Genomic DNA, 23003 nt, shown 5'->3' on the forward strand with positions numbered 1-23003 from the left:
CTGGAGAAGTACGGCTACTTGACGATGAATCTCCAGCCCACCCACCCCGCATCGCCCACCGATCTGTCGCCCGGTGCCGGACGGCTTGGGCTGCGCTGCGTTGGACAGCCGTGATCAAAACGACTGCCTCCGGGCCGGATCCTCCGCGTATCGTGCGGACGGGACACGGCGTGCGGGACACGGCGTGCGGGACATCCGGGAGGGGTGCCATGGTTGGTATCGAGGACGTGGAGAGCGCGGCGGCGCTGATTGCCGGGCACGTGGTGCACACTCCCACCCTGTCCAGCCCGGGGTTGAGCGCGTTGCTCGGGGTACCGGTCACGGTCAAGCTCGAGCTGCTGCAACGCACGGGGTCGTTCAAGGCGCGGGGAGCCGTCGCCAAGTTGCTGGCGATGACCGGTGAACAGCGCGCGGCCGGCGTGGTCGCGGTGTCCGGCGGCAACCATGGAGTCGCCGTGGCGGAGATGTCGGCCGCGCTGGGCGTGCGCGCCACCGTGGTGATGCCGCGCACCGCACCGGGACGCTCGGTGCAGGCTGCCCGGGCAGCCGGAGCCGACGTCCGACTGACCGAGACCATGGCCGGGGCCTTCGCGATGGTGGACCAGCTGGAGGCGGAGGGGCTGACGCTGCTGCACCCCTTTGCCGATCCCGTGGTCATCGCGGGGCAGGGCACCGTGGGACTCGAACTCGCCGCCGACGCCGGTGAACTGACGGACGTCCTGGTCTCGATCGGCGGCGGTGGTCTGATCGCCGGGGTGGCGGCGGCTCTGCGGGCACGCCGGCCGGGCGTGCGCGTGTGGGGCGTGGAGACCACCGGCGCCGACGCGATGTCGCGGGCGCTGGCCTTCGGCGGGCCGGTCCACGTGGAGGTCGACTCGCGCATCAGCACGCTGAGTGCGCCCACTGTGTCCCCGCTGACGTACACCATGGTGCGTGACCTGGTCGACGAGGTGTTGGTCGTGCCGGAGGCGGAGGCCTACGCAGGCGTACTCGAGCTGGCCGAGCATGCCAAGGTATGGGCGGAGCCGGCAGCGGGCTGCCTCCTCCCGGCCGCCCGCCGCGTCCTCGCCAAGACCGGCGAGGCGACCAGGCTCGGCATGGTCATCTGCGGCGGCAACGCCTCGGTGGAGGACGTGAGCGCGTACGAGGCAGCGATCGTCTGAGTCGAGCCGGGCCGGATCCATCTGTACGCGGCTGCCCGTGCCGTCCCGCTGTCCGCGATGCGGTGAGCGGGACGGCACGGGCAGCCGCGTGCACGGTGCTTTGGGGAAGGCCTGCTCAGGGTTGGCTGAGGTCGGCCGGTCCAGGCAACTGGGTCTCTCAGCGCCTTGAGTTCCCGGACCGCGGCCGAGCTTGCCCACGAGATAGACCGTCGTCCCTGCCGAGAGGGCCGTGCAAGCAAGCTCGCACCAGAGCGGGTCTACGAGGAGTTCGCTACCCGGGGTGCCCCGGGCGAAGCTGGAACGTCCCGGCGCCTGTGGCCCACGGCAAGGGTGGTGAGGGCAGCTACCGCGAAGGAGAGCAGGGAGGCACTCATCCACGGCTGGACGCTGAAGCCCACGGCGTCCTGCAGCCAGGTCCAGAAGTCGGACCAGCCGGCGATGTTCGTCGGTGCGATCAGTTGGTAGGTGGCGAAGCCGAGTGCCCAGGGCAGCAGCATGACCCAGCGGGTGGGGGCCTGTTCGGAGACATCCCAGGTGCGGTGGCCGCCGAGCACGAAGAAGTCCACGACGAGGACGGCGAACATCGGGATGAAGACCGCGCCGATCAGGTAGAGGAAGCTGGCGTAGCTGTCCATGTTCACCAGAAGTGCCAGGGCGGTGGCCAGCGTGCCGCTGATCAGGCACAGGATGCGGCGGTCGGCCCGGGGCAGCAGGTTCTGGGCGGAGACGGCGGTGGAGTAGACGTTGGCGAAGGACTGGTCGACCTCGCGCAGGACCAGGACGCCGAAGCAGATCACGCCGACGCTGGTGGCGGTGAAGGGGTCGAAGACCTTGTACGGGTCGGTGGTGTCGAACGCGATCATGGCGAGGGCGGCCACGCCGAGGACCGAGCCCGCGACGCCCGCGAGGGTCTGGCCGACGACCAGGCCGCCGAATGCCTCCTTCTCGCTGCGGGAGTGCCGCGAGTAGTCGGCGACCAGCGGCAGCCAGGAGATCGACACGGCGATCACGCTGTCGGCGGCGAACCAGAAGTCCTTCCAGGAGCCGCCCTCCATCGGAATGCCGCGGCCGGCCAGGTCCCAGCCCAGGTAGCAGATGGCCAGGACGACGGCGATGGTGACGTAGCGGCGGATGATGCGCAGGGCGCCGAGCGGGCGCAGGGTGAGCGCTGTCGTCACCGCGCCCGCGACGAGCACGTACAGCCAGCCGGGTCCTGGGTCGCCGAAGGCCTGGCGGGCCAGGATCTTCAGGCCGGTGGAGATGACCACCAGCTCGAAGACGGCCCAGCCGACCATCTGCAGGACGTTGAGGACGGTGGGCAGGTAGGACGCCTTCGCGCCGAACAGGCCGCGCAGCAGGACCATCGAGGGCGCGCCGGTGCGGGCGCCGGTGATGGCGGCGAGGCCGAGGGCGGCAGTGCCGATCAGGGTGCCGACGACGGACGCGGTGACGGCGGCGGCGAACGACAGGGTGGGACTGCCGGTGCCAAGGGGGTCGAGGACGACCAGCATGCCGCTGAAGCCGAGCAGGCTGACGCCCAGGTTGGCCCAGAAGGTGCCTTGGTCGAGGCCGCTGAGGACCTTGGGTGTGGGCTGGTCGAGGGTGAGCGGCGCCTCGTTGGCCGGTGCCGCGCTCGGGGTGGGTTCGGTGGTGGTCGTCACTTCGCCGGCTCCGAGACCTGGGCAGGAGCGGCGCCGACGGGCCAGGACTCCATGCGCCAGGCCGCGTCCCAGAACATCCACTCCCAGGTGGACGCGGTGGTGAAGGCCGTACGCATCCGTGCGCGGGTGGCCGGGTCGGCCTGGTCCGCAAGCCGGTTGACGATCTGCCGGGCGTGTTCGGTGGCGGCTTCGAAATCCTCGTCTGCGTACGTGCCGATCCAGTCGCCGTAGGGGTGGGTGGCGAGGTCACCGGCCTGCTCGAGGAGCGCTCGGCCCACCTCGGCGTAGATCCAGAAGCAGGGCAGGACCGCGGCGGCCAGCTCCGGGTAGCCCTGGGTGTGGGCCACGGAGAGCAGGTAGGAGGTGTATCCGGTGCCGGTGGGGGAGGGCGTCCAGGCGTCGACGTCGACGACGTTGGTCTCGTGCAGGGAGCTCTCGACGACAACGGCGTCGTGGGCGGACTTCGCGAAGAACGCGATGTCCTGCGGCCGGTCCGCCTTCGCGGCGGCGCTGGCCAGCGCACGGGCGTAGCCGCGCAAGTAGTGGGCGTCCTGGGCCAGGTAGTAGACGAACTTCTCCCGGTCCAGAGTGCCGTCGCCGAGGGCGAGGACGAACGGCAGCTTGTCGATGGCCGCACGTATCTCGTTCGTGGCCGTCCACAGCTCGTCGCAGAACGTCGTGGTCATGGGGCTCAGCTCCAGTACTGGTGGAAGTGGTGGACGGGTCCGTGGCCTCGGCCGATATGCAGGGTGTCGGCCGCGCGCAGGGCCCCGGTCAGGTACGCCTTCGCAGCGCTGACGCTGGTGTGCCAGTCGTCGTGCTGCGGGCGCAGGGCGGCGATCGCGGCGGAGAGGGTGCAGCCGGTGCCATGGGTGTTGCGCGTGTTCACGCGGGGTGCGGACAGTTCGGTGACGCCCGCGGCACAGGCGCCTGTGGCGTGAGTGGAGTCGACGAGGATGTCCACGGATTCCGCGTCGTGTGTGTGGTGGCCGCCCTTGAGGAGGACACGCTTGGCACCGGTTTTGAGGAGTGCGTGGGCCTGTTCGATGGCTTCGGCGCGGTTCTTTGCGGCGGTGGTGCCGAGGAGGTCGCCGGCCTCGGGGAGGTTGGGGGTGATGAGGTCGGCGAGAGGCAGGAGACGGTCGCGCAGCACCGCCACCGCATCGGCCTCGAGCAGGCGGTGGCCGCTGGTCGAGACCATGACGGGGTCGAGGACGACGTTGCGGGGGCGGTGCCGCTCCAGGGCGTCCGCGACGGCTGCGGCGATGGCGGCGTCGGCCAGCATTCCGATCTTGACGGCGTCCACCGTGACGTCGGCGAACAGAGTGTCGAGCTGCTCGGTGACGAACGCCGGGGGGACGGCATGGATGCCGGTGACGCCTTGAGTGTTCTGTGCGGTCAGGGCGGTCAGAACCGCTGTTCCATAGGCGCCGTTGGCGGAGAACGCCTTCAGGTCGGCTTGGATCCCGGCGCCGCCGGAGGGGTCGCTGGCGGCGATGGTGAGGGCGATGGGCGGGCTGGTCACGCGGGGATCTCCTGTCGCAGGGTGCGGACGAGGGAACGGGCTGCGGCCTCGGGGTCGGGCTGGCCGCAGACCGCGCTGACGACAGCGATCCCGGCCGCGCCGCTTGCCATGACCGCGGCGGCCTCGGCCACGCCGATCCCGCCGATGGCCACGCAGGGCAGCGGGCTCTCCCGGACGATCCGGGCCAGGCCGCCCAGACCGAGCGGGGCGTCCGCGTCCGGCTTGGTGGACTGCGGGAACACCGGACCGACACCGAGGTGGTCGACGGCGTCCGGCACGTGCGCCAGCTGCTGGGGACGGCTGACGGACAGGCCGACGTACGCATGGGGACCGAGCTGGCGCCGGGCGGTCTCGGGGGAGACGTCGCGCTGCCCGAGGTGGACGCCGTCCGCGTCCAACCAGACCGCCACGTCCAGGCGGTCGTTGATGATCAAGGGGACGCCGGTGCCCGCGAGTTCGGCCTGAATCGCCCGGCCGAGCGAGAACAGCGTGCGGGCGTCCGCGTCCGGATCACGCAGCTGGACGGCGGTGACGCCGCCGTTGACGGCGGCTGCAACGGTGGCCGCGACGCCGCGCTCGCCGCAGAGGCGGGTGTCGGTGACGAGGTAGAGGGACAAGTCGAGCGGAGGTCGCATGGGTTGCTCCTTGGCGGTCTCCCGGCCGGGGAAGGACGTGGGAAACGCATCGGAGGTACAGGGGGGAGGGGGAGGAGGGACGAGGGAAGGGGGTATGGGGAGGGAGGGGCCTGACGTGCAGGAACCTTGGGTTGTCCACAGGGGGAGGGGGTGTGTCTGCGGGGAATGGCAGACTTGGTGTTGGGGTCGCCCCCCGGGCGGGAGGGGGTTGTTCAGCGGCCGGCGTCGAGCCCGGCAACTCCCCTCAACACCCGCCCCCTCAAAGCAGCTTGAGCCCCTCGGCGAGCCGCTCCGGCCTGAGCTCGTGCAGCGCGTCGATGAGTGCGACCGCGAACGAGCCGGGCCCCGCGGAGCGCGTGGCGGCGTCCTCCGCGGCCACGGTGAGCAGACCGGTCGCGGCAGTGGCGGCCAGCAGCGCGTCACCGGTGACGGCCGTGCAGGCGGCCACCAGGGCGCCGAGTGAGCAGCCTGTCCCCGTCACCAGAGCCAGCAGCGGGTGCCCGTTGGCCAGGCGCACCACGCGCGTCCCGTCCGTGAGGACGTCCTGCGGACCGCTCACCGCGACCGTGCAGCCGTAGCGCCTGGCCAGCGCGCCCGCCGCGGCCAGCGCCGCCTCGGGGGCGTCCGTGCTGTCCACGCCGCGCCCGCCCGTGCCGCCGTCCAGGGCTAGGATCTCGGAAGGATTGCCGCGCACGACCGCCGGGGGCGCGCTCTCCAGCAGTTCGTGGGCGAGCTCGGTGCGCCAGGGCAGCGGGCCGACCGCCACCGGGTCGAGCACCCACGGCCGCCCGGCCCCGGCCGCTTCGGTGACCGCGACGCGCATCGCCGCCGCCGTCACGGAGGTCACCGTTCCCAGGTTGACCAGAACGCCCCCGGCCACCCGGGCCAGCGCTCCGGCCTCTTCCGCGCTGTGCACCATCGCGGGGGCAGCCCCAGCGGCGAGCAGCACGTTTGCGGTGAGCTGCGACACCACGACGTTGGTCAGGCAGTGCACGAGGGGTGCGGAGGTCCGCAGGGCCGCGATCACATCCGCCACGGCATCACGAGAGACGGCAGAGCCGTGCTGGGCAGATATGGAGGCAGTATCCATCGTCAACACCCTTCCTACGCCGGCATTACCCGGTCCAGGTTCATGCGGTCGGCGGAAAGGGGATCAAGTCCCGTCCGCCCTCTCAGCCCGGCTACTCCCGAGCTCCCGCGGTGGTCGCTACGCAATGTACCTCCTTCGGGAACGGGAGCTGGCACTCGGGTACCTCACGGAAGACGCCCAGGTACTGGACCTCCTCCGACACCGCACGGCACCGCATCGGTACCTGAACCGGCGCTGCCGCCGTCCCTTCGGCCGCAGGATCGGAGAGGCCTGTGTCCCGGTCTCAACGCTCCGGTCGTTGGATCGCACCGGGGTGATCGTGCTGACGATGGAATCTGGCGCGGTACTCCCTCGGCCGCTGGCCCGTGTGCCTGGCAAAAATGCCGCTGAACGCTCCAGGGTCGCGGTATCCGACTTCGGCAGCGACGCCGGCGACGGTCTTGTCGGTGGTTTCCAGTAGGTGTCTGGCCCGACGCACCCGGACCGTCTGCAGGTACGCAAGTGGTGTCTCCCCGGCTTCGTGACCAAAGCGGCGGAGCATGGTTCTCGTGCTCACATGGAACTCTTGGGACAGCGTGGGCAGGTCGTAGCGAGCATTGAGGTTCTGGTCGAGCCACCGCTTGACGCTGAGCGAGAACTCCCTGCCCAGAGTTGGCATGAGCCCTGAGTCGACGTAGGGAGCTTGCGTGGAGCGTGCGTCATCGACCAGCGCGATACGCGCGGTGCCGCGGGCGACGCGGGGGCCGTCGTGCTCGCGGATGAATTGCAGCGCGAAGTCGTACATGGCGCTGAAGGCCGCAGTGGTTGTGACCCCACGGTCGGTCACGACCAAGCTCTTCGGGCGGAGGCGGACGTCGGCGTAGCGGAGGGCGAAGCGGTCCGCGAACAGCCAGGACGTGGTCGCTTCGCGTCCGCTGAGCAGCCCGGCCTCGGCAACAAGGAAGGCGCCCACGCAGATCGAGACGACGGCGGTTCCCGATTCCGCCTGTGAGCGAATCGCTGAGACTTCCGGTCTCAGGTTCGCGATGGTCGCATCGAGATCGGTCGTGGGCGAAGACTCGAAGCCCGGCACGATCAGGACGTCTACGGGGCGCATCGCCGAGACGTGGAGGACTGAGCCTGCGGACGCGGTCACTTGCCTCCGAGGCGAGATGACCGACGTCTCGTAGGCCGGCTCGTGCGCTCCGTATGCCGCGGCGACGTGACTTGCCATCGTCAGGAGGTCGGGCACGCCGAACACCTCCGACGCGAAGCAGCCGGGGTAGGCCAGCACACCAACTCGTAGCGGACTCATGCGGTCCCCCTCCGCGCCTTGAAGAGTGGCGACATTACCGGGATACATGGCGATGTCGCCGCTTCTCAGGAGGGCGGCCACTCACCATCATCTCGATCATGACAATCGTGCGAGAACAGAGCGACCCTCTCGACGACTTCCTGCGGAGAGACGTCAGCGTCGATGACGTCGACAAGACCGTGTACGTGGCGGGGTCGGGGCCGGCGGTCATCCTCATGCCCGAGATGCCGGGTATCAGTCCTGACGTCGCCCGGTTCGCGCGATGGGTGCGTGATGCAGGCTTCACGGTGTACCTGCCTTCCCTCTTTGGCGTCGACGGCGCTTATCCGCTCGCCGAGGCACGCGAGACCGTCGTTCGACGCGCCTGCGTCAGCGCCGAGTTCCGAGCGTTTGCCGGGGGCGGCACCAGCCCCGTCGTCACATGGCTGCGTGGCCTCGCCCGCCTGGCGCACGCAGAGCACGGCGGACCCGGTGTCGGCGCCGTCGGTCTGTGTTTCACCGGAAACTTCGCTCTGACCATGGCGCTCGAACCTGCTGTCATCGCACCCGTCGTCAACCATCCGTCCCTTCCGCTCGACGACCCCGGCGGTCTGGAGATCAGCGAGGAAGACGCCGCCGCGGTGGCTGACCGCGTAACGCGCGACGGCTTGAAGGTTCTCGCCTACCGCTTCGACAACGACAGTTGGTGCACCGGCCAGCGGTTCGCCGCCTACCGAGCGCTGCTCGGGGACGCATTCGACGGCCGAGTACTCAAAGCCGAGACAGCGAACACCAACCCTCCGCCCTTCTTCCGTGAGGTCGTCGGCTGCGCCCACAGCGTTGTTACGGCACACCTCGTCGACCAAGAGGGCCACCCCACCATGCAGGCCAAGAACGAGATCATCGCCTTCCTGACCGAGCGGCTCGGGCCCCGGCTGGACTGATCCCCTCGCGCGGTTTGGTGAGGGTCCGGCAGTTCTTGAGGTGGGCGAAGCCGTGCTCGACCGTGCACGTTCGATGGGCGGACTTGGTGCTGCGCAGGCCAGAGCGCCTGCCCCGCGCGGTGTAGACGAGGACGACCGCGTGGGCCTGGTTGCAGCGGCGCTGGACGACAGTGGGCACCCTCCAGCCAGGTAGAAGTCGTGGCCGCGCTCCTTGCGCCGCAGCTCGGGCGGCCGCGTCCTGACAGGAACGCCCCCTGCACGGCGTGCTCAGGCTCGGCGCGAAAGACCGCCTGGTGGTCCACATCCGAGTGGTGGACCGACACCCCTGCGCCCCGTCCCAGCACACGGTGTACGCCACCAGGTCATCAGCCAGCACGCGCGCAGTTCGGGGACGGCCTCCAGCGCCCTGAGGAAGAGAGCGCTGAAAACCTCACCGCGACACCGAGAAGACTGGCTCCCCGGAACGCCACTGCAGGTGCCACTCGGCGACCGCACCGCACCGCACCCGGCTGACGGACAGCGACGCGCCGATTCCTGCCCCGTCCTCGCCACCAGACCTGTTCGGTTCTCGGTCCGCGGGTGTGAACGCCGCGCGCCGCTTCGTTCACTCGACCGCTACCTGTTCGGTCTAACAGCCCGCGCCGTCCCGGGCGCGCCGTTCAAGAGTGGTCGCATGACGGAGCAGCGTTCACGACGTTCCCAGGCCGCCCCTCGCCGGTCCGCCGAGCGCGGCGCCGCCGACATGCGGGAACTGGTCCGCGACGCCTGCCAGACGCTGAGCGACCTCATCGGGCACCCCGCCGAAGGGGTGTCCGCCGTCTGTCCGACCGAGGGCGACGGCTGGCGCGTGTGCGTGGATGTGCTGGAAGTGCCGCGCATCCCCGACACCACCAGTCTCCTGGCCACCTACGAGGTGGATCTGGACGCGGACGGTCGCCTGACGCAGTACCGCAGAATCCGCCGCTACCGACGCGGCTGGGCGGACAGCTGAGGCGCAGCCTCTCGTGCGCCGTCGAAAGGAGCAGGGCCTGCCATGACCACCACCTACAGCGAGGACGTCGTCGCCTGCGCACCACGCGCCGGCACCCTCTACGACGTACTGGAGCTCATACTCGACCGCGGCATGGTGATCGACGTCTTCGTTCGCGTGTCGCTGGTCGGCATCGAGATCCTGAAGATCGACGCCCGCATCGTGATCGCGTCCGTCGACACCTACCTCCGCTTCGCCGAGGCGTGCAACCGTCTCGACCTCGAAAACGACTCCCGCAGCAAGACCGTCCCGGAGCTCTTTGGTGGCGGGGCAGCCGCCAAGACGATCGGCAAGGCCGGGGCCAAGAAGGCCGCACGATCCGTGGGAGACAAGGTCAAGGGCACCCTGGGCCTCGACGCGTCGGACGACGACGATGACGACGCGGACGACGAGCGCGAGGAGTCCCGCCCGCGCCGACGCGCCCCGTCGCGTACGTCCGCCCGCTCCCGCGGTGGATCCGGCGGCGGTGGCAGCCAGCGGGCCCGCTCGCGCCGCCGTGACGAAGACGACGAAGAGGACTGATCGTGCCGACTCCACCCGACGCGTACAGCCTGTATGTGTACGCCATCGCTGCCTCCGACACGGCCGCGCACGCGAAGCGCTGCCGAGCCGTCGGGGACGAGAACGCCGTGGTGTCCCTGCTGAGTCAGGACGGATTGGCCGCCGTCGTCAGCCGCGTGTACGGCCGACCGCGAGCCAGGCGCCGGGATCTGAGCGCTCACCAGGAAGTGCTCCGCGCGCTCGCCGCGAACGGCCCCGTTCTGCCCATGCGTTTCGGTGTGATCGCCCCGGACGCGGAGACCGTTCTGACCGGTCTCGACTCCGCGAGGACGGCCCATCTCGCCGCACTGGAACGGCTGGCCGGCAAGGCGGAGTGGAACCTCAAGGGTGCGTCCGTCCCCGAGGCCCTGCCCGACCTCATGCGAGAGGACGCGAGCCTGCGTGCCCTGCGGGAGAGCACGCGGCGGCGGCCGGGCTACGAGGCCAACGTGAGTCTGGGCGAAGCCGTGGCCGCGGGCCTGCAGCGCAGGGCCGAGCAGGCCGCCGCCGAAGTGGTGGCGCAACTGCGCCCGCTGGCGGCCGAGGTGAGTGAGGGGCGGGACATCACCGGTGGGGCACTCAACGCCTCCTTCCTGGTGCCGCACGCGGCTGAGACCGCGTTCAGGCGGGCCGTCGACACACTCGCGGCCCGCCACCAGAGACGGATCGCGCTGACTCTCACCGGCCCTTTGCCCTGTTACAGCTTCGTGGCCGCCGAAGCCGTACCCACGGGTGCCTGACGTGGGGCTCATCAGCGGGCTGCTCCTGCTACCTCTGGCCCCGGTCCGTGGCGTGGGCTGGGTGGCGGACCGGCTGATCGAGGCGGCGGAGGACGAGCTGTATTCACCGGACGCGGTCAGAGCCCGGCTCGCCGCTCTCAACGAAGCCCTGGACCAGGGCGAGATCGAGCTCGACCACTTTGAACGTGAGGAGGAGAAGCTGCTCGACCTGCTCGAGCGGCGACCTCACGTATCGGCCTCCTGACGTCTCCGCGACGTTGTCCGTCATCGACCCATACGGGACTTCCTCATGAACGAAGCAAGCAAAATCGCGCTCGGCGCCGCGGTGGCGGGCGGATATCTCCTCGGCCGGACGAAGAAGGCGAAGCTCGCCTTCGCGGTGGGCACGTACCTCGCCGGTCGCAAGTTCAGCCTCTCGCCGCAGGAACTGCTCAATCAGGGTGTGCAACGGCTGCGTGAGACGCCCCAGTTCGCCGACCTGACCGACCAGGTGCGGGGTGAGCTGATGGGTGCCGGGCGCTCGGCCGTGTCGGCTGCCGCGGACCGCCACCTGGCGTCCTTCGCCGACATGCTGCACGAGCGTACGCAGACCCTGCGTTCGGGGCGGGACGAGGACACCTACGACGACGAGCAGGACGCGTACGAGGACGACGAGGACGACGAGGAGCCGGAGGACCGGTACGAGCAGGAGGACCGCTCCGACGACGGCGACGAGGATGAATACGGACCTGAGGAGGACGAAGAGGACGGAGAGGACAGGGAGGACGAGGACGAGGGATCACCGAGGCGTCGCGGGCCGTCGCGCAGGCACGGCCATGCTCCCGCGCGGAACGAGCGGTCGCGCAGGGAGCCGGACCGTCAGACGGCGTCGCGCCGGGACACGGGCCGGGAGCGTTCGGCTGCGCGCTCGGCCACGAAGCGGAGCTCGACCAAGAGAGCCGCAGCCAAGAAGTCGGCGTCCGGCAAGACAGGCAGGTCGGGTAAGTCCGGTCGGCAGGCGTCCGGCCGTTCGTCGCCATCCGGTCGATCGGCAGATGCGGAATCGTCGGGCGGTTCTCGCGGAGGAGGGGGCTCCGGGAGGTCCGGGAGGACGGCCTCCGGTCAGCATGCTGCGAAGAAGTCTTCCTCGCAGGTGAAGAAGACGGCTTCGGCGAAGAAGACGAGCCCGTCGAAGACCGCGGCGAAGAATACGGCCTCTGCGAAGAAGACCACGGCGAAGAAGACAGCCCCTGCGAAGAAGACCGCGGCCAAGAAGACGGCAGCCAAGAAGACCACGGCGAAAAGGGCGGCCTCTGCCGCTCCCGCCAAGAGGACGGCGAAGTCGGCCGCGAAGAAGGCGACACCGAGCAAGAGTTCGGCGACGAGCAGGAAGTCGGCGTCCAGCAAGAAGGCAGCCCCGGCCAAGAAGGCCGCGGTGAAGAAGACGTCCGCGGCCAAGAAGGCCACGGCGAAGAAGGCATCCCCGGCGAAGAAGGCCGCAGCGAAGAAGGCAGCTCCGGCGAAGAAAGCCGCGGCGAAGAAGGCAGCTCCGGCGAAGAAAGCCGCGGCGAAGAAGGCCACTCAGAGCAAAAAGGCCACTCAGAGCAAGAAGACCACCCAGGCGAAGAAGACCGCCGCCAAGAGGACCGGTGCCGGCAAGAGGGCGACCGGGAAGTCGACGCCGCGTTCGAGGCAGAGGAGCTGACCGGCCATGGCCGAACGGAAACACAGTGCCAGGAGTGGCAAGCAGGGCAGCAGCGAGTCCGGCATGGACCGGCTGCGCAGCGAGCTCACGGACTTCCTCGGGGCCCAGGCCGAGCAGCTGACCGATCGGGCGGGCGACGCGCTGAGCGGCCTCACCGACAAGCTGCAGGGCGCCGCGGAGAACGGGGGCACGATGCCACGCATCGGGGCCCGGGTGATGAAGGGCGAATCTCCCGCGAAGGCCGCCTTCGCGGAGAAGGCGAAGGACATCAAGGACAACATCGTCGGCAAGGCGAAGGACCTCTTCTCGTCGGGTGGGGGAGGCGGAGGCGGTGACGCCAAAATCACCAACATCGTGGAAACCGTCGACGTGGGCGTCCCCTTGCGCACCGCGTACGACAACTGGACGCAGTACGAGGAGTTCAGCGGCTTCACCAAGGGCGTCAAAAGCGTGTCGACGTCGGACGAGGTCAGCTCCGACTGGAAGCTGAAGGTGGGCCCGTCCAACCGCAGCTGGAAGGCCACGGTTCAGGAACAGCTGCCCGACGACCGGATCGTCTGGTCGTCAGAGGGCAGCAAGGGCAGTACCCGGGGCGCCGTCAGCTTCCACCAACTCGCCCCGACACTGACCCGCATCGTCGTGATCGTCGAGTACTACCCCGCCGGATTCTTCGAGAAGACCGGCAACCTGTGGCGTGCCCAGGGCCGTCGCCTCCGGCTCGACCTCAAGCACTTCGCCCGCTACGTGACGCTGAACGCGGACGAGGAGGTGGAGGGCTGGCGCGGCGAGATCCGTGACGGAGAGGTCGTCCGGTCCCACGAGGAGGGCCTGGAGGACGACGAGGCCCGCGAGACCGACAACGAGGACGAGGGCGAGGAGGAGTACGCGGACTCGGAGGAAGAGGACCAGGACGAGGACGGAGAAGGCGGCGAGACCGAGGACGACGACTACCCGGAGGCCGAGGACCAGGACGACGAGGACGAGCCTGACGAGGACTACGAGGACGAGGATGAGGACGACGAGCCGGCCCGTCCTTCCCGAAGGAGAAGGTGACCGGCTGTCATGAGCGATCTCGACACCTGGCGCTCCCCGGAGGCACCGAACACCGCAGGCCCTGCCAACGGCAGTCTCGCGGACATCCTCGAGCGCGTCCTGGACAAAGGCATCGTCATCGCCGGTGACATCAAGATCGACCTGCTGGACATCGAACTGCTCACGATCCGTGTACGCCTGTTCATCGCCTCCGTCGACACCGCGCGCAAGGCAGGCATCGACTGGTGGGAGACGGACCCCGCCCTCTCCTCGCGCGCCGCTCGCGACGACCTCCGCGAGGAGAACCGCCGCCTGCGTGAACGGCTGGACGAACTGGAGCCTGCCGACGACGACGCGGACCGTCGACTCAGCGAGCTACGGCGACATGACCGGACGAAGGAGACGCCCCGCTGATGGCCGACATCCCGACCACTCCTCACGCCGTGTGCGTGTTCGCCGTCCGCCGAGGCCGCAGCCCCGACCTGCCGCCGGAGCTGTCAGGTCACGAGGGCGGCGGCCCGCTGCGACTCGTTCCCGTGGGCGCGTTGTGGGCGGTGGTCCAGGACGTCCCGGCCGCCGCGTACTCGGAGGAGTCGCTGCACGGAAGGCTGTCCGAGCCGGAGACCCTCGAGCGCTGCGTGCGCGCCCACCATGCCGTGGTCACGGCGTTCGCCGCTCGGGGTGGGGCGGTCCCGCTTCCGCTGGCGACGCTCTACCACTCGCAGGAGCGTGCCCGGTCGGCTCTGCTGGCGAACACGCCGCGCCTCGAGCGCAGTCTGGCGCGGATCGCGGGCCGCGAGGAGTGGGCGGTGAAGGTCAACCTGCTCGCTGCCTCCGCCTCCGCCGCGGCCCCGGACCCGGCCCCGCAGACCCTCACGTCCGGAGCGGGCGAGGCGCCCCCGTCCGGCGGCCGCGCCTACCTCACGCGACTGCGCGAGCGAGGCCAGGATCGTGAACAGCGGAGGGAGCGGGCCGTACAAGCGGCCGAACTGCTGGACCGCGCGGTCCTCTCGGTCGCCGACGCCACGGTACGGCGGCGACCACACAGCGTGGAGATCACCGGACGGGACCGCGTCCAGCTCATGAACGCCGCCTACCTGGTTCCCGAGGGGCGTGGCGCGGAGCTGCTCGAACTCCTGGAGCGGCTGCGGGCGGCGCCCGAGTTCCAGGACTCCGAGGTCGAGGTCACCGGGCCCTGGGTGCCCTACTCGTTCGTCGAGGCCGCCTCCTTCACGGAGGTGACCGATGCGCCGGACGACGGGTCGGCGCTCGCCGGCCAACCCGGCGGACAAGGCGCTCACGACACCGCGGGGAGCCGCGCATGAGCCCGCACACGGCCTCGCAACCCGTGGCCTGGCAGGGGCCGGACAGTGGTGCCCCGATCGGTGTCCCCCTGGTCGACCTCCTCGACCGGGTTCTGGGCACCGGGGTGGTGGTCAGCGGGGATCTGGTCATCGCCATCGCGGAAGTCCCCCTCGTACGGATCTCGTTGCATGCCCTGCTGGCCTCGGTGAGCGAGCGTGTTCCCGCGCCCTGGGCGGACGGGGGCCCGCTGTGAGTCGTACCGCCCGCGTGGACCTCGACGCCGAGGAGGTGGGCCGCGACCTGGCCTCTTTGGTCCTGACGGTCGTCGAGCTGCTCCGCCAGCTGATGGAGCGTCAAGCGGTGCGCCGGTTCGACGCCGGCGAGCTCACCGAGGAACAGGAGGAGCGGGTCGGTACCGCGCTCATGCTTCTCGACGAACGGATGACGGACCTCTGCGAGCGCCATGGCCTGCGCCGCGAGGATCTGAACCTCGACCTGGGCCCACTCGGGTCGCTGCTGCCGTACGACTGACCCACCTGCCGGGCGGCCACCGGCCTCCGGTCTCGGCCGCCCGGAAGGCCTCAATCCTGGCCTCGCCCAGTGGGCCCCCTGCTGCCGGGGGACAGCCTCGAATGGCGTAGGCGCGGATCACGGAGCAGTGTGGAAAGGGGGCACAGGGCGGCGGAACAATTCGCTGACCCGGTTCGCCCCTGCACGGAACACTCGCTGCGAGGTACTCATGGCGACGATTGGTACTGAAGGCACAACGGCGCTCCGCTCGGCCGGCTCATCAGGCGAAAGGAAAACGGGCGAAACAAAGGGGACCACGGTCATCGCCGACTCCGTCGTCTCGACGATCGCGGGGATAGCGATACGCGAGATCGACGGCATTCACTCCCTGGGCGGGGGAGCCACTCGGGCGGTGGGAGCGGTGAAGGGCAAGGTGTCCCGCTCCAACGACGCCGGTCGTGGGGTGAAGGTCGAGGTGGGTGAGAAGCAGGCCGCCATCGACGTCGATGTGGTGGTGGAATACGGCACGCTCATCGCGGAGACCGCGAAGAAGATCCGTGTCCATGTCACCGACGCGGTGGAGACGATGACCGGACTGGAAGTCGTCGAGATCAACATCAAGGTTCTTGACGTCTACGTCCCGGGATCCGATGACGACGACGATGACGACGACGACAAGACCGGCCCCGAGAAGTCCCGCCGCGTCGAGTGAGAGGGCGAACCCCCAGCCTCCGGCTCGGGTGCCGCGGCCATGAGGACGTCGTCCCCGGACAGGCGGGCCCCGCCGGCCCGCTCAAAGGGCGTGGCTGCGCCGACCTACCTGGCCATGGCCGACGACCCTTCTATCTCTCGACCATGTCGCCGTTGCTCCAGGCGTAGACCTTGTCTCCCTTGACTGCCACCCGTAGCTGGTACTGCCCGGAACAGTCGGGCCTTCCGTCATCGGCCCCCACGTCTTGTGGCCACCAGCTCGCTACTAGCGTGGGCCCGTCGGAGAAGGCGCCTTCCAAGCAGCCCTTCTCACCGGTCAGCTTCAGCGGGGTGTCGGCGAGCGTGAAGCGTATGAGCTTGGCGTTGCCGGTGGTCTGCGCCTTGATCGTGATGTCCGTCGCGCCCTTGGGCACCCACTCGGGAAGCCGGAAGATGAGTTCACCGTCGGCGGACTCTCGGGCCTCATGCTCGGTGGGGAACGTCTTGACGCGTTCGTGGAGCACATGGTCGTTGAACGCGTCCGGGAAATCGTCGTTGTGTTCCTTCAGCAAGGGCGTCACGGCCGAGCCGACGGCCCAGAGACCTACTACGCAGGCTGCGCTGATGATCAGAGTCTTTTTCTGCATACCCATCCAGGCCCGGTAGGGGCCGCTCGCTTCCACGCCGATGGGGCGATCAGATGTCGCCCGATGGGAGAGACGGAGGCGGAGCGCAGGCGGTTCAGTCCCGAGGCCCAAGAACACATCTACGGTCAGCGTGCTCGTCGGCGCACCCCCAACCGAAACGGCGAGGCTAGTGCCGCATCAGGCAACGTTCGCCCTGTCAGTAGTGCGCCTCGACGTCGTATGAGGTCACGAAGCCTGTGTCGCCTTCTTGAAGACTTCGAACACGGCCAGGTAGTTCTTGCCGCTGTAGCCCTCGGCGATCGCCTGCTCAGCGATCGCCTTCATCAGCTGCGGCTGGTCGGAGTGAATGCCTTGTTCCACGCAAGTGCGGGTGATGTGCTCAAGCGCGTTGAGGTTCATCTCCATGGTGCCCACGTCGCCGGGGTAGTTGCCCTTGTCCAGGTCGGGAGCCTGCTCGGTGAGGGTTGAGTCCACCACCGAGGGCATGAACCAGTTAAGTGCGAGATCGGCGAACGTGACCGCCGAGACGTTCGCTGACCCGACCAGCGCGGTGGCGTGCAGAAAGCCGTTCATGGTCGCGTACATCATGTCGAGCAGTGCCGCGTTGTACAGCACCGCCAGGCTGGGGTCGGAGCCGAGGTACCGGGGGGCGCCCATGCTCGCCAGCGTCGCCTGATGCTCGTCGAATACATCCTGTGAACCGCTATAGAGGAAGACGGAGTCGGGGTGCCCGACGAGCGGCGGCGGCACCATGATCGCGCCGTCCAAATAGGCGGCGCCTCGCTCGGTTGCCCAACTGACCGCTGCGTGTGCCTCATTCGGGGTACCGGAGTTGAGGTTTACCAATGTGCGGCCCGCCAAGGCGTCACCAGCGGAGTCGAGGACCGCGTACATGGTCTCGTAGTCCTTCAGGCACATGATCGTGACAGGGCTCGCGGACACCGCCTCGGCGACGGTCGCCGCGCGGTGGACGCCCGTGGTGACGAGGCTGTTGGCTTTCTCCGGGGTGCGGTTCCAGACGGTCGTGGGGTGGCCGTGTTCCAGAAGCGTCTCGGCGAGGGCGACGCCCATGGGGCCGAGGCCGATGACGGTAACGGGTCCGTGCTGCGGGCTTGCTGATCGCTGGTTCGTCATGCGGCATAGACTCCTGTCTCACATCGGTGTGAGAGTCAACTGAACGTGGTGGTCGTCACATGCGTATGGGGGAGTTCTCTCGGCGGACCGGGGTCAGCCAGCGCCTGCTGCGCTATTACGAGGAGCAGGGGCTGCTCAAGCCATCGCGGCGGCCAAGCGGGTATCGCGAGTTCACGGAAGAGGACATAGCGACAGTGCGGGGTATCCGCATGCTGCTCGGCGCCGGACTCAACACCGCCACGATCGCCGAACTGATGCCGTGCATGGTCGACGACGGGCAGACCCTGGCGCCAGCCTGTTCTGGCATGCTGCCCGACCTGAACCGGGAACGTGAACGCATCAACGAGGCCGTGGCCGGCCTGCTGGCCGCCCGGGATTCGCTGGACGCCGTCATCGCTGCCACGGCACCGACCGGAGGCGACAGTCCGGAAGCCTGCTACGCGGCCGGTGCCGCAGAGCGGCCCGGCGACGCCACTGCGGTACCGCTCGGCATCAGGTCTGACTAGCGCCGGATCAGGCGGCGTTGACCCTGTTCACGACGGCGCGGAGGCGTCGGTCGTCGGCGTGGCGGTTTCGCCAGATGATGTAGCGGCGGATCATGCTGCCCTGTTCCTTGTGGTCGGCGTGGTCGGTGCCGTCGAGGGTGAAGTAGCGCAGCGGGGTGGACTGGGCTTCGATGCGGTTGAGCCAGGAGCTGTGGGTCGCGGTGTGGGCGATCTCGACGTTGTTCGCGGTTGCCCCGGTGCCGTACTCCGCCGTAGCGGTTGTAAGTGGCCCGGCGCCTGCGGCGCGGTCCGCAAGTCGGGGTCCTTGTGCTTGCCGCCTCGTTCGGCCCACTGCCGACCCGGGTGAGGCATCAGGTTGAGCGGTCCGAACTCGTCCATGCAGACGACGACTTCGGGCTCGCTCTCCTCAGGTGTGACCTCGCCGTCGGAGACGCGTAGAGACTGATCTCGCGGCGCTCGGGCAGGGTGAAGGTCTTCGCCCGGCCGCCCTTGTACTTGGGATGCAGCGAGTTGAAACCGTCGGTGTTGAACCGTCATCGATCTCACGCACGTGTACTCGATCTGCCACCCGCACATCCTGACGGCCGTGGGGCGCCCAGGCCCAGGACCAGGACCTGGATGACGCGTCACTCCACAACGGGGCGAACGTGGCCTGATACGGCACTAGGAGGCGGTTCTGCCGGTCAGTTTCTTTTCCCAGAACACTTCATCGTGCCAAGCGCCGTCAGCGTAGAAGTGGTCGTGGGCGATGCCCCAGGACCTGAATCCGTGCTTGCGGAGGACTGCCTGGGACGCGAGGTTCTCCAACTGGGTGTGTGCTTCGAGTCGATGCAGGTTCAGCTCGTCCTCGGCGATCCGCACCGCGAGGCCGACTGCACGGCTCGTGTGCCCGAGTCCCTGGTGGAGAGAAGAGGTCCAGTAGCCGAGGAATCCCTTCTGGAACGGGCCGCGCAGGATCGAGCTGATGCTGACTTGCCCGATGACGGTCTCGTCGGAGACCAGGACGCCGGGCCACGCGAGCCCGTTGTCATGAGAAACAAGAAGGGATTCGATGACCGCGGCTTGCCCGTCGGGCGTGTAGAACTCTGCGGGCCTCTCGGGCAGCCAGCGTGCATACGCCTGCTTGTCCCGGGAGAGCAGGGCGGCCAGTGCGGGGCCGTCGGACGGCTCGATCAAGCGAATCAAAGTGGAGCTCATCGGTGTCCTGCTGTCTTGTCAGCTGCGGTCGTCGGTTGATGGCGCGAGAGTCCTACGGGGGGTGCTCGATGATCGGCCAAAGATACGCCGCTGTCATCTCCGCCGTCAGCTGACCGTCACCGACCGGCCGGACGACCTGTCAGTGGACACCAACACGGTCTGCACGAAGACAGACCAGTCAGCCCTCAAGGCTGTTCCAAGGAGCCCGGCCGAAGGTCGGTGACCGCCAAATCCGTTCCCGTGGGGGAGCGTTGGTTGATCAGCCTGCCACTACATTCTGATACGAGCCCGCGGTAATGGGTATGGGGCGCACACACTGACGTCGGCAAGTATGGGAGAAGTACGCGACGATGGACATGGCCACGGCAGGCGACAGCGGTCCACCGGCTTGGCTGACCGAGGCCGAGGCAGGGATGTGGCAGGCGTTTCGCAGGGGGAGCGTCTACGACCTGTGCACGGGCGAGAGGGACGTCGACGATCCGCACGGCGAGCATCCTTGGGGCCCCGAGCGCAGCGTGCGTGCAGGGGTCGTGGCGTGGCTGCTGCTCCACCGGCCGCACGCTGTGGAGGGCAGGGTCTCCTCCTTCAGGCTCAGGGGCGTGCGGATCACCGGTGTTCTCGACGTCGCGGGCGGCACCGTCGTCCCGTACGTCGAGATGAAGCAGTGCCGCTTCGAGGCAGAGGTGTTGGTCGCGAGGGCACGCTTCACCACGCTGCGGCTCATGGACTGCTCGGTGCCGCGCCTGGCAGGGGACCGCCTCTCCACCGAGGGCGACCTCGCCCTGTCCCGCAGCCGCTTCCAGCGAGGTGTCTGCCTGACCTACGCCAGCATCGGCGGGGACCTGCTGTTCGACCAGTCCGTGGTGTTCCGCGACCGGCGCGGCAACTCGATCATGGGTGACGGTCTCTCGGTGGGGCAGGATCTGCAGGCCGAGTTGCTGGAGTCGCACGGGCAGTTGAGTCTGCGTGGCGCGTTGGTCGGTGTCTCCTTCAGCCTGCGCGGGAGCAAGCTCGCCAATCCGTACGGCCAGTGGGCGCTCAACGCCCCGCAGATGACCGTGGCACGCACGCTCTGCATGACGCCGGCCGCGCTCGGCGATCCCTTGACGACCAGCGGCACGACTTCCCCACGCGGCACCCGCGTCCAGCCCTTCGAGTGCCAGGGCGGCATACGGCTCGACGACGGCGTCTTCGGGGACGGTGTCGACCTGGACCGGGCGCGTTTCGTCCTGGAGGTGAACCAGGAGGTGTCACTGCGCCGCCTCCAAACGCCCGAGCTCCGTTTCCTGGGGGAGGCCCCCGAGCGCGGCAGGGTCGTTCTGTCCGGCGCCAAGGTCGTCAACCTCACTGATAAGGCGACCAGTTGGCCGGGCCCCGGCGGCCTCCAGATGAGCGGCTTCAGCTACGAGAACCTCGTCCCGCTGGGCAGTTTCCCGCTGTCCCGGCGGCTGAGCTGGCTGGCGGCCGCGACCCCCGAGTACAACCCCGAGCCGTACGAGCAGCTGGCCACCGTCCTGCGCAACGCCGGCGAGGACGCCGACGCCCGTCAGGTCCGCCGTGCTCAACAGCGGCGCTGGCGAGCCACGTTGCCGTGGCCGCAGCGAGCATGGCAGGCGTTGCGGGCCGTTCCAGGCAGCGCGGTGATTCTGTGGGCCATCGTTGTGATCGCGTTGCTGACGACGGCCTGGCTCAGCACGCGGGCGGTCCTATCGGACACCAGACACAGTTCACTGGGGCCAGCCGACGCGCCTCCGGCGGTAGTCGCCGTCGTCAGCCTTCTCACAGCCTCCGGAGTGCTCATCGGCGGCGTCCTCAACGGACTCGCCAAGTTCGTCAGAGCCCGGGGGCAGAACGCCTCCGACATCGTCCAGGTCCGCGGACAGGTGGATGCCGACCTCATCCGCGCACAGGCCGAGATGAGAAGGGCCGACGCCGACATGATCCGCGCCCGCGCCGGCCTTCCCCCGGCGGAGCTGTCCCCAGATGACCCTGGCAGCACCCCCGGCAGTGGCCCCGTCGCCCCTCCTGCTCTCCCTGGAAGCGAAGACGGGGCGCCATCACCGTCCTGACCGCCTCGGCCCTTCGCACCTGGGTGGAGACTGCAGTTCCAGCGTTGGACATGCCTCAGCGCGCCTTCGCCACTCAGGCCGCCGGATGTTCGGCTATATCAGGGAACTGGCCCGATTCTGCCCAGAGGTGACTCGAGAAGAGCGCCCTCTGGGCAGGTCGGGGATGCCCCGCCGGGCGCGTTCAGATGCCGCAGGCCGATGCCGACCAGAAGCGGCTTGCCCGGTGATCGAGGTGGGTGTGATCGCTGTGGCCGGGGTATCCAGGGCCGAGGATTCCGTTGAAGCTGTGATTGCGGGCCTGCTGGGCGAGGCGGCACAGCGAGTGCGGGCCCGCGCCGAGGTCGGCCGCATCGCCGTACAGGTGGCGGCTGCCGGCTGCTCCGCCGACCGCGTCGTTGCAGGCATGCGAGCGGAAGCCGCTGGTCACGCGGATGGGCTGGTCGCCGAGTGCGTGTCGCAATGCCTCGAGTTTCCACATGGTGCGCAATGCGTTCGCCTTCGCGGTGCTTGCGCTCACTGCGCCGCCCGCCCAGGTGGAGTTGCATGTGTTGAGTTCGGCGTAGGTGAAGTGGATCGGAGTGCAGTCGTTGTCCTGGAGGGCGTAGATCTTGCTGAATGTCGCTGAACCGGCAACGCCGTCGGCGGCCAGTCCGTAAGCCGTCTGGAACCGTTTGACGGCGGCAGTCGTCGCCGGTCCGTAGGCGCCGTCGATCGCGAGCACGGCGCCGTTGCCGGCATGCCCCGCTACCCGGATCTGCAGCTGTGTCACGTCGGCACCGGAGGCGCCTTGGGACAAGGTGCGCGACCACGTGTAGCAGCCGTCTGCCTGAGCGGTTCCGGCGGAGGCGACGACACTGCCCAGCGTGGCAGCAATGAGCATGACAAGCGATAGGACAAGTCGTGCGGTGCGTCTGGGCATCAGAGCACTCCATGAGGGGCGGGGGGGATGGGGGATGCGCACGTGCATTCCGAGCCTGGCGGGCTGGACGGCACACGTCAACGGGGCGTGAACGTCCGTCATTTGTCGGCCCAATGGCGGTGCCGATGGCCTCTGTCAGCCTCGGGCGGGGGAGAGGTGGCTCGGTCGCATCCAGTTCACTTCGCCGGTGTGGCCGACGGGACGCTCAGGGGCGTAGCAGCCAGCCCCGCTACACCCACTCCGCGCGCCGCCCTTCGTGCGGAGTCGGTCCGGTAGCGGGGCACACAGGTCTACTCAAGATGCCCGGCCGCCTTCTTCATCCGGGTTTCGGTGTCCTGGCGGGCCTCGCCTTTCGCCTTGGCGTAGGTGGTGGCCGCGTTCTGGGCGTCCCGGGCCAGGTCACGCGCCGCCCGCCATGCCGTCTCGTAGGTCTGTGACTGCTGTGCGGACCACGGGCGGGCGGTCGGCGGGCCGTACTGGTCCCGTAGGCGCTCGGCCTGGGCGTATGCCGCGTCGGCTGCGCGCTGCATCTCGACGAGCTCTTCGAAGGTGTGTGCCACAGCAGCTGATCGTAGGGAGGAGTCAGCGCAGGGCCGCCTCGACTCGCGCAGCAGACGATCGTGTTGTGGCGCGAGCCGCCCCTCCGACGGCTCGGCTCATCTCCACTCTGGCGCGGCGGGGCGAGTTGGCGCTCGCCTCCATCGGCTCT

The 23003-nt window shown here is 69.0% G+C and carries 26 protein-coding genes, 1 pseudogene and 1 riboswitch; of the genes and pseudogenes, 15 read left to right on the forward strand and 12 right to left on the reverse strand.

Annotation, left to right across the window (positions count from 1 at the left end; all coding sequences use genetic code 11):
• The first annotated feature begins 209 nt into the window (after window positions 1-209).
• Window positions 210-1163, forward strand: coding sequence for a threonine/serine dehydratase (locus tag AC07AG_RS04655; RefSeq protein ID WP_478751776.1), 954 nt, complete (start codon window positions 210-212; stop codon window positions 1161-1163).
• Between the two features lie 257 nt (window positions 1164-1420).
• Here AC07AG_RS04655 and AC07AG_RS04660 read toward each other — a convergent pair whose 3' ends face one another.
• The 6 genes from AC07AG_RS04660 to AC07AG_RS04685 form a co-directional block, all read right to left on the reverse strand.
• The gene (locus tag AC07AG_RS04660; protein WP_478751778.1) at window positions 1421-2824 is read right to left on the reverse strand and encodes a purine-cytosine permease family protein; all 1404 of its coding nucleotides are present in this window, start codon (window positions 2822-2824) and stop codon (window positions 1421-1423) included.
• Window positions 2821-3510: a thiaminase II gene (gene tenA / locus AC07AG_RS04665; RefSeq protein WP_478751780.1), complete on the reverse strand. Its 690-nt coding sequence runs from the start codon at window positions 3508-3510 to the stop codon at window positions 2821-2823. The genes AC07AG_RS04660 and tenA overlap by 4 nt, the downstream gene beginning before the upstream one ends.
• A 5-nt stretch (window positions 3511-3515) precedes the next feature.
• Window positions 3516-4349: a bifunctional hydroxymethylpyrimidine kinase/phosphomethylpyrimidine kinase gene (gene thiD, locus AC07AG_RS04670; RefSeq protein ID WP_478751782.1), complete on the reverse strand. Its 834-nt coding sequence runs from the start codon at window positions 4347-4349 to the stop codon at window positions 3516-3518.
• Window positions 4346-4984, reverse strand: a complete 639-nt coding sequence (gene thiE / locus AC07AG_RS04675) for a thiamine phosphate synthase (RefSeq protein WP_478751784.1) — start codon at window positions 4982-4984, stop codon at window positions 4346-4348. Before thiE ends, thiD begins: the two co-directional genes overlap by 4 nt.
• 259 nt (window positions 4985-5243) lie before the next feature.
• Window positions 5244-6020, reverse strand: a complete 777-nt coding sequence (thiM, locus tag AC07AG_RS04680; RefSeq protein ID WP_478751786.1) for a hydroxyethylthiazole kinase — start codon at window positions 6018-6020, stop codon at window positions 5244-5246.
• 47 nt (window positions 6021-6067) lie between these two features.
• A riboswitch (TPP riboswitch) is annotated at window positions 6068-6193 on the reverse strand.
• Between the two features lie 164 nt (window positions 6194-6357).
• Window positions 6358-7449 (reverse strand): GlxA family transcriptional regulator, encoded by a 1092-nt coding sequence (locus AC07AG_RS04685; protein WP_478751788.1) that lies wholly within the window; start codon window positions 7447-7449, stop codon window positions 6358-6360.
• Between the two features lie 26 nt (window positions 7450-7475).
• On the opposite strand from AC07AG_RS04685, the gene AC07AG_RS04690 reads away from it, so the two are divergent.
• The 12 genes from AC07AG_RS04690 to AC07AG_RS04745 all read left to right on the forward strand — a co-directional run bounded on the left by AC07AG_RS04690 (window position 7476) and on the right by AC07AG_RS04745 (window position 15844).
• Window positions 7476-8291, forward strand: coding sequence for a dienelactone hydrolase family protein (locus AC07AG_RS04690; protein ID WP_478751790.1), 816 nt, complete (start codon window positions 7476-7478; stop codon window positions 8289-8291).
• A gap of 673 nt (window positions 8292-8964) precedes the next feature.
• On the forward strand, window positions 8965-9282 hold the full coding sequence (locus AC07AG_RS04695; protein WP_478751791.1) for a gas vesicle protein GvpO: 318 nt from the start codon (window positions 8965-8967) through the stop codon (window positions 9280-9282).
• A gap of 42 nt (window positions 9283-9324) precedes the next feature.
• A complete protein-coding gene (gvpJ, locus tag AC07AG_RS04700) occupies window positions 9325-9843 on the forward strand; it encodes a gas vesicle protein GvpJ (RefSeq protein WP_478751793.1) in 519 nt (172 codons plus the stop codon).
• Window positions 9844-9845: 2 nt separating this feature from the next.
• Entirely contained in the window at window positions 9846-10601 is a 756-nt protein-coding gene (locus tag AC07AG_RS04705) for a GvpL/GvpF family gas vesicle protein (RefSeq protein ID WP_478751795.1), read from the forward strand.
• A 1-nt stretch (window position 10602) separates the two neighbouring features.
• Window positions 10603-10845: a gas vesicle protein GvpG gene (locus AC07AG_RS04710; protein WP_478751797.1), complete on the forward strand. Its 243-nt coding sequence runs from the start codon at window positions 10603-10605 to the stop codon at window positions 10843-10845.
• Between the two features lie 45 nt (window positions 10846-10890).
• Complete coding sequence (locus tag AC07AG_RS04715; RefSeq protein WP_478751799.1) at window positions 10891-12285, forward strand: hypothetical protein; 1395 nt, start codon at window positions 10891-10893, stop codon at window positions 12283-12285.
• A 6-nt stretch (window positions 12286-12291) separates the two neighbouring features.
• Window positions 12292-13338, forward strand: a complete 1047-nt coding sequence (locus AC07AG_RS04720) for an SRPBCC family protein (protein ID WP_478751800.1) — start codon at window positions 12292-12294, stop codon at window positions 13336-13338.
• A gap of 9 nt (window positions 13339-13347) precedes the next feature.
• Complete coding sequence (locus AC07AG_RS04725) at window positions 13348-13731, forward strand: gas vesicle protein (RefSeq protein ID WP_478751802.1); 384 nt, start codon at window positions 13348-13350, stop codon at window positions 13729-13731.
• Complete coding sequence (locus AC07AG_RS04730; protein WP_478751804.1) at window positions 13731-14642, forward strand: GvpL/GvpF family gas vesicle protein; 912 nt, start codon at window positions 13731-13733, stop codon at window positions 14640-14642. Before AC07AG_RS04725 ends, AC07AG_RS04730 begins: the two co-directional genes overlap by 1 nt.
• Complete coding sequence (locus tag AC07AG_RS04735) at window positions 14639-14875, forward strand: gas vesicle protein (RefSeq protein ID WP_478751806.1); 237 nt, start codon at window positions 14639-14641, stop codon at window positions 14873-14875. The genes AC07AG_RS04730 and AC07AG_RS04735 overlap by 4 nt, the downstream gene beginning before the upstream one ends.
• The gene (locus tag AC07AG_RS04740) at window positions 14872-15153 is read left to right on the forward strand and encodes a gas vesicle protein K (protein WP_478751808.1); all 282 of its coding nucleotides are present in this window, start codon (window positions 14872-14874) and stop codon (window positions 15151-15153) included. The genes AC07AG_RS04735 and AC07AG_RS04740 overlap by 4 nt, the downstream gene beginning before the upstream one ends.
• A gap of 208 nt (window positions 15154-15361) precedes the next feature.
• Window positions 15362-15844: an Asp23/Gls24 family envelope stress response protein gene (locus tag AC07AG_RS04745; RefSeq protein WP_478751810.1), complete on the forward strand. Its 483-nt coding sequence runs from the start codon at window positions 15362-15364 to the stop codon at window positions 15842-15844.
• Between the two features lie 130 nt (window positions 15845-15974).
• Here AC07AG_RS04745 and AC07AG_RS04750 read toward each other — a convergent pair whose 3' ends face one another.
• A complete protein-coding gene (locus AC07AG_RS04750; protein ID WP_478751812.1) occupies window positions 15975-16475 on the reverse strand; it encodes a hypothetical protein in 501 nt (166 codons plus the stop codon).
• A gap of 219 nt (window positions 16476-16694) precedes the next feature.
• Window positions 16695-17603: an NAD(P)-dependent oxidoreductase gene (locus AC07AG_RS04755; protein WP_478751813.1), complete on the reverse strand. Its 909-nt coding sequence runs from the start codon at window positions 17601-17603 to the stop codon at window positions 16695-16697.
• A gap of 59 nt (window positions 17604-17662) precedes the next feature.
• On the opposite strand from AC07AG_RS04755, the gene AC07AG_RS04760 reads away from it, so the two are divergent.
• Window positions 17663-18109, forward strand: coding sequence for a MerR family transcriptional regulator (locus AC07AG_RS04760; protein WP_478751815.1), 447 nt, complete (start codon window positions 17663-17665; stop codon window positions 18107-18109).
• A 7-nt stretch (window positions 18110-18116) separates the two neighbouring features.
• Here the strand turns inward: AC07AG_RS04760 and AC07AG_RS04765 are convergent.
• Window positions 18117-18639: pseudogene (locus AC07AG_RS04765) on the reverse strand (IS630 family transposase); the annotation flags it as partial.
• A 133-nt stretch (window positions 18640-18772) separates the two neighbouring features.
• A complete protein-coding gene (locus AC07AG_RS04770; protein ID WP_478751817.1) occupies window positions 18773-19285 on the reverse strand; it encodes a GNAT family N-acetyltransferase in 513 nt (170 codons plus the stop codon).
• A gap of 377 nt (window positions 19286-19662) precedes the next feature.
• On the opposite strand from AC07AG_RS04770, the gene AC07AG_RS04775 reads away from it, so the two are divergent.
• The gene (locus tag AC07AG_RS04775) at window positions 19663-21375 is read left to right on the forward strand and encodes an oxidoreductase (RefSeq protein WP_478752237.1); all 1713 of its coding nucleotides are present in this window, start codon (window positions 19663-19665) and stop codon (window positions 21373-21375) included.
• Between the two features lie 181 nt (window positions 21376-21556).
• On the opposite strand, the gene AC07AG_RS04780 is transcribed toward AC07AG_RS04775, so the two are convergent.
• Both AC07AG_RS04780 and AC07AG_RS04785 read right to left on the reverse strand, forming a co-directional pair.
• Complete coding sequence (locus tag AC07AG_RS04780; protein WP_478751819.1) at window positions 21557-22294, reverse strand: D-Ala-D-Ala carboxypeptidase family metallohydrolase; 738 nt, start codon at window positions 22292-22294, stop codon at window positions 21557-21559.
• 290 nt (window positions 22295-22584) lie between these two features.
• Window positions 22585-22854: a hypothetical protein gene (locus tag AC07AG_RS04785; RefSeq protein WP_478751821.1), complete on the reverse strand. Its 270-nt coding sequence runs from the start codon at window positions 22852-22854 to the stop codon at window positions 22585-22587.
• Window positions 22855-23003: the final 149 nt, after the last annotated feature.

This window comes from Streptomyces sp. NPDC044044 (assembly GCF_056434405.1).